The organism is Aeromonas sp. QDB23 (assembly GCF_027707745.1).
Classification (GTDB): domain Bacteria; phylum Pseudomonadota; class Gammaproteobacteria; order Enterobacterales; family Aeromonadaceae; genus Aeromonas; species Aeromonas allosaccharophila.
The window spans coordinates 1-5,367 of the sequence record NZ_JAPCJA010000104.1; the positions used below are offsets into that span (position 1 = coordinate 1).

At 49.5% G+C, this 5,367-nt stretch carries 5 protein-coding genes and 1 pseudogene; all 6 read right to left on the minus strand.

Annotated features, from left to right (window positions below; translation table 11 throughout):
* Positions 1-34: 34 nt before the first annotated feature.
* Positions 35-583, minus strand: coding sequence for a hypothetical protein (locus PG888_RS22280; RefSeq protein WP_270694421.1), 549 nt, complete (start codon positions 581-583; stop codon positions 35-37).
* Between the two features lie 158 nt (positions 584-741).
* A pseudogene (locus tag PG888_RS22285) lies at positions 742-903 on the minus strand (IS5/IS1182 family transposase); the annotation flags it as partial.
* Between the two features lie 217 nt (positions 904-1,120).
* Entirely contained in the window at positions 1,121-3,283 is a 2,163-nt protein-coding gene (locus PG888_RS22290; RefSeq protein WP_025202554.1) for an AAA family ATPase, read from the minus strand.
* Positions 3,280-3,717, minus strand: coding sequence for a VPA1267 family protein (locus PG888_RS22295; protein ID WP_025202555.1), 438 nt, complete (start codon positions 3,715-3,717; stop codon positions 3,280-3,282). Before PG888_RS22295 ends, PG888_RS22290 begins: the two co-directional genes overlap by 4 nt.
* Complete coding sequence (locus PG888_RS22300; RefSeq protein WP_049866848.1) at positions 3,717-4,196, minus strand: hypothetical protein; 480 nt, start codon at positions 4,194-4,196, stop codon at positions 3,717-3,719. The genes PG888_RS22295 and PG888_RS22300 overlap by 1 nt, the downstream gene beginning before the upstream one ends.
* Positions 4,184-5,367 (minus strand): hypothetical protein (locus PG888_RS22305; RefSeq protein WP_442866250.1); only part of this gene is annotated, 1,184 nt, incomplete at its 5' end. The genes PG888_RS22300 and PG888_RS22305, both read right to left, overlap by 13 nt.

Genomic DNA, 5,367 nt, shown 5'->3' on the forward strand with positions numbered 1-5,367 from the left:
CGGGGTGACGTGAGCGCGTTAAGGATCAGGGTGTTCACGTTGGCCGGAATGGCTGTTCAACTTCGCCGGAATACGCAGCATTGATGCCAATGCGGTTTAGCAGGAGTTCAACGCGGGTCTCCAGTTGCCTGCGTTCATGGGGGGAGAGTACCCCGGCCATTACCTTTGGCGCTACGTAAAGGCGGGCGTCGTCTTGCGAAATAGTCTTCAAGACACCGCGAGCGTACTCATTGGCGAGAGTGACCTCCTGGGCCATGTATTTGTGCATGAGGTGACCCTCTTCGAGGCGCATGATCACCTCGTTGACGTTGTAGTGACTGTGTTCCTCCAGATAGTCACGGACAAGGAGCTTATGGGCCAGCGCGATGACATCAGCCCGCTCGATATCGTTAGTGAGCCGAAGGCGTAATTCGGTTGCGCTGGCTAATTTGCCCATCGCGGCAGAAAGCAGACGACCACGTTGCGCCTGACCGGGGGACTCATCGCGACCGATAACTCCGGTTGGCAGGAATTTATCGGCTATCTCGCGGCTGACGGTGACGCGAATGCGGCTATTTTCCACGGTGAGGGTTTGATGCTTCATGTTACTGCTCCTGAGTCTGTCCGATGCCCGCGCCCACGGGGCCATGCCTATCATAATTGCGAGAGGCCTTTCGTGGGTAATTACACTGACTTGACCACTTACTTTGCACCCAGCCTTTTTAGAGAAGGTTCTTATGGCTGGATTTGCATCAGTGGTTAGGGGTGACGGCCATTGCCGACCTTGGGATAGATGGGCGTAATGATGACCAGCATCCAGGGCCAGGGAAGCAGTTACTCTATTCAAGAGAGGAAAACTTCTTTACGGGTCTGGCGGCGTTTGCTGTTGAACTCGTAATCAGCGAAGGTCAATTGATGACTCACGTTGGAGTTCGTTCTTGGTACAAAAGAGACTCTGGTGGTACTATGTCAAGGCCTTGTAAGGTATTGATTTTTAAGGTTCTAGCCCTTCCGATCGCTCAGCTACGGGCACATCTTGCTACGCAAGAGCACGGAATAAGCCGTGGACAACGCTGCGCGTTGACGCACCGCTTATCTCCGCTTGTACCCGTAGTCGCTCCCCAAGGGAATCAATCTCCTCTCATTTCTTCAACAGATCACGCAGATAGCTGTTCCGGTTATGGGCATTGCTGGGCGCTTTGGTGATGGCTGCAAACTCAGCTGTGCTGCCCACGATATGGACCTCATGCTCGGCCCTGGTTATTGCGGTATAGAGCCAGGCCCTGTCAACGATCCTCCCCTTTTGCAGCGCGATGATGATGCGTGGGAACTGCGAACCCTGAGCTTTATGGAGTGTGATGCAGTAGCCCAGCCTCATACAGTCCAGCAGGGATTGGGTGACATACACGCTCTCGCCTGTGTCCAGTTCAACCACTCCGTAGTCATCTCCAGCCCCGACAGCGCGAGTTAGCGTTCCGAGCGAGCCATTTTGAATGCCTTTCTCGTAATTGTTCTGAGTGAAGAGGATCACATCTCCTTGGCGCAAATCGTTGCGGCGGTAGGTTTCGCCATACATCTCAAATATCATCCGAGCACCATCAGGGTTGACGGCCTCCTGAATAAGATTATTGATCTCCGCCACCATAGCGGTGGTCGCACCTACCACTCGGCTGTTCTCGGGGGATTGCTGATATAACTCGGCACAGACTTGGGCGATCCTCTCTTTGGATGTTTCGTGGAAATAGACGTTACCCATGCTCAAGTGCTCCGGTATGAGACCTTGATTGACCTGCATAGAGTATTCAGGAATGCCTGTGGCTCCCTTCTGGCGTTTAACGATGTCCAGGGTCACGTTCGCAATGGCCTGTGATGCAACGATATCGGCTAGCACCTTGCCACATCCTATCGGAGGTAGCTGGTTTGGGTCACCCGTGAATATGATCCGCACGGTGGGGTGCAGATGGTTGGTGAGCCGATACATGGTGGGCAGGTCGATCATGGATGCTTCATCGATTACCAGCAGATGGCTGGGAAACCCATCAGATGGTTCTATGGGCTCTTGCCGCAACAAGGCGGAAATGGTCATCGTCCTAAAGCCTATCGACTCGTATAGGCGCATTGCTGCGCGTCCAGAAAGGGCGACAGCATGCACCTCAAAGCCCATTTTGCCATAGGCCCGCAGTGCCGTTCTGAGCACTGTGGTTTTGCCAGTTCCTGCGCCCCCCGTGATGCAACTCACCGCATTGTTTAGCGCGGTGAGCACCGCTTCATTTTGCATCGCGGTCAATTCATAGGGCAGCTCATTAACCGCTGCGAGAAACGCAGCATTGGTGGACTCATCGTAACGATTTTGCTGTTTAGCAAGTTTCAACAGCCGCTTGGCAACAACAGTCTCCATCAGCAATTGTGCGGTAGGGTGATAGGTGCCTGCTTCATGGTTCAGCACATACTGGGCTTGGTGGTAACCAGCCTTGAATGCTTGTGCTGCCAACTCGCCGTCACCAAGCAATTTGGTCAGCAGGGGGCGAAGCCTGGCCTGCGTGGTGTAGGTGTGGCCTTTTTCCACTTCCGCGTGGATGGTGAACTCCAGGGCGGCACTCAGCCTCGTCGGATCTTTTAGTTCTACCTCAAACTTCGTTTGAGAAAGCGCATCCACGTCTTCAAACCCCATCCCGAAGCCGACCAGTAGGTAGGGATTCGCTTTGATTGCATCAACGGAGCTTTCGCCATGAAATTTCAAGATCCGCTGCTGAATGGGTGAGGGAATCCGACACTCTGCCATCCAATTGCAGTGGTTCAGATTTTTGTATTTTGCGTAGCCGTTGAACAGGGCATCAATAGATACATCACTCAGAATACCCTTGAGGCGCTCTCTGGACTCTGGTGTGTCGGTGCGCAGGGTGGCGTGAAATTGCTCACCGAGTAGTTGCCATAACGCCCTGGCTTTACCGAGGCCAATTCCCTTGAAATCAGGCTCCTTGGCAATGAACTGGATCAGCTGCTCACCTGTCTCCGGCAGGGTGCATATCACGTGCTCAGGTGATTCATAGGTATGTTGCTGCATCACAACATCACCAATCTCGACCCTCTCAATGAGAGGTTTGCCATGGACTGTCCATTGCTGGCCCTGTGACGGTTGTGCCGGAAGAGTGTCAGGCCGCGCTTTAATGGTCACATAGTATTTGCCATCCTTGATCTGGCTGGTCTCGTCATTAAGTGGTATTCCAGAGAAAATCACGTAGCTGGATGAGCTATATGGGATACTGGTAACACGAAATAGTTCGGAATGGAGAGATTGGTTCATCGTGGCAAGATCCCCATTTCGGCCAATGTCTCAGATAGCTCACCGAAGCGCTCCAGTCTGGCTTTTAGTTCCCTTAGCTGCGCTTTCAGTTCAATATTCTCCTGCTCCAATATTGATACACGTTTGGTATCAAGTAGGCGTCGATGAGTCGTAGGGTCGTATACCTTTGGATGAGCTACACTCGCTATGGCCTGAGCGGTGAGTGGCGGAAGCACCCCGTGTTCCCTAAGCTGGTCTTCCAATTTCTGCAATTGCCTACGAAGCTCAGGGTTCTGCACTAAGGCAGAGCGGCCACAGCCAATAGCTTTCGTGATTTCACTGCGGCTGAGGCTGCCCCTGTAACTTAATTGTCGATACGTCTCATCAGTCTGGGTTGCCATCCATAGTTCAAACGCCTGGACGGTTGCTTTGGCTTTTTCTGTACCACTCGCCATTATTGACCTCCTGTGCGGCGTTTAACTTCTATAAGCGGCTTTCCAAGCATATCCTGTAATTTTTTTAGCTCGGCACTATCTGTTGGAAAATTATCAATTGATGTCATTCTGACACCATGCATGTAAGCATTATATTGCCATACTATGAAACGCTGTTTGTATGCATCATTCAAACTATTTAATCTGGCTAATTCATTCTCTAAAAGAGCAACCTTTTTTATAAGATACTCAAGCGTTACATCACGCTCTTTGGTAGGCTCAGGTTGAGAAAAACGTTCTTTTAAAAATGTCTTTCTTCGCGAGTATGCATCTTGAATATCTTTGTAAGAGGATAATGATTGACGTTGGACGCCACCTTTAACATCAATCATTATGGCAACTTTTTGACAGAGCAAGTCCCAAGTTAACTTTCCTTCCCAAGTATTAATTAGACCTAGTATATTAGGCAGGTTTTTTTCTGTGATAACTATTTTAGGCATAACAAATCACCCATAATATTAAACGCTTTAGAATCGATAGAGTCAGGCGATTGAACTTCAATATTAAGCCCCTTCTCTAAAAGAACAACCTTGGCTGGCGAGGGATCATATACATCAGGAATACGAATGGGGGTGCCATCAAGAACATTTTCATCCTCTAATAGCCGGATCTTTGTTCTAATATGAGCAAGTCGCCAACCGTGTGAGCTAACCCAGCGGTCAGCACCAAAGGCCCCCATTTTATGGCTTTGCTGTGCTTTTTCGAGTTGAGCTGCCACTTGAACTTCTCGTACTTTCAACAGCTCCAATGAGCTACTGAAGCCTTTGATACAGACCAATTCTTTGCAGGTTTCACAGTCACCGTTTCGCTGACATGGAATCATGGCAAAATCATGTTCACACACGCCTAGCTCTGTTACTATCGCTGCACCAGTAAGGTTCTTTCCGATTTCCTCGAAACTAATTGGAAGGTTACATTTTATTTTTTCCAACGTGTTTGCATTTTCAGGGATAGTAATAACTGCAATTGCATTGGACTTTTCTTCTTCTGTGCGATGATCATAGCTGGCATTATCAGCAACTCTTGCTCTCCCTGCCCAGTTTGCAAGCGTCAACTCATCCATCCCACCCCGTTCAGCTTTGGTACTGAGCCAATGCCTAGCTTGATGGGATGTTATATCGGGTTGTGAGCCATCCTCTCGTAATATGTTATGTTTCTTCCAAAGGTGGACTCCTTTTCTGGCCTCAGACCTAGAAATCCTTGCATTAATTATGTTCACCGTAGGTAAAACAAACGAGTGTTGAATAACATCATGTTCCGCATGTAACTCACGGTCTCTATATAGTAACAAAGCCTCTGAGGCCTTAACTTTTTTTGCGTTATCAACAAAAGGCCAGTTAACCAATTTACTGATATACACCATACTCCCATTGTTATCTGGATGCGTTTCTGCATACATCGCAGCCTCCCGTGCAGGCATGCTAATTTTTTTCAATCGTTCGATAGCTTCCAAAGCTACATCTTGCATGACAGTAGGAACCAGGGCAAGATCGCGAACGTTTTTTAAGCAGGGCACGAGGATTTGACCGACCGAACGTAACTGTTCACCCAGATGGCATTGACAGGAAAAAGTGAGACGATCATCCCTTGATCCACTGTTGCCCCTTGCCT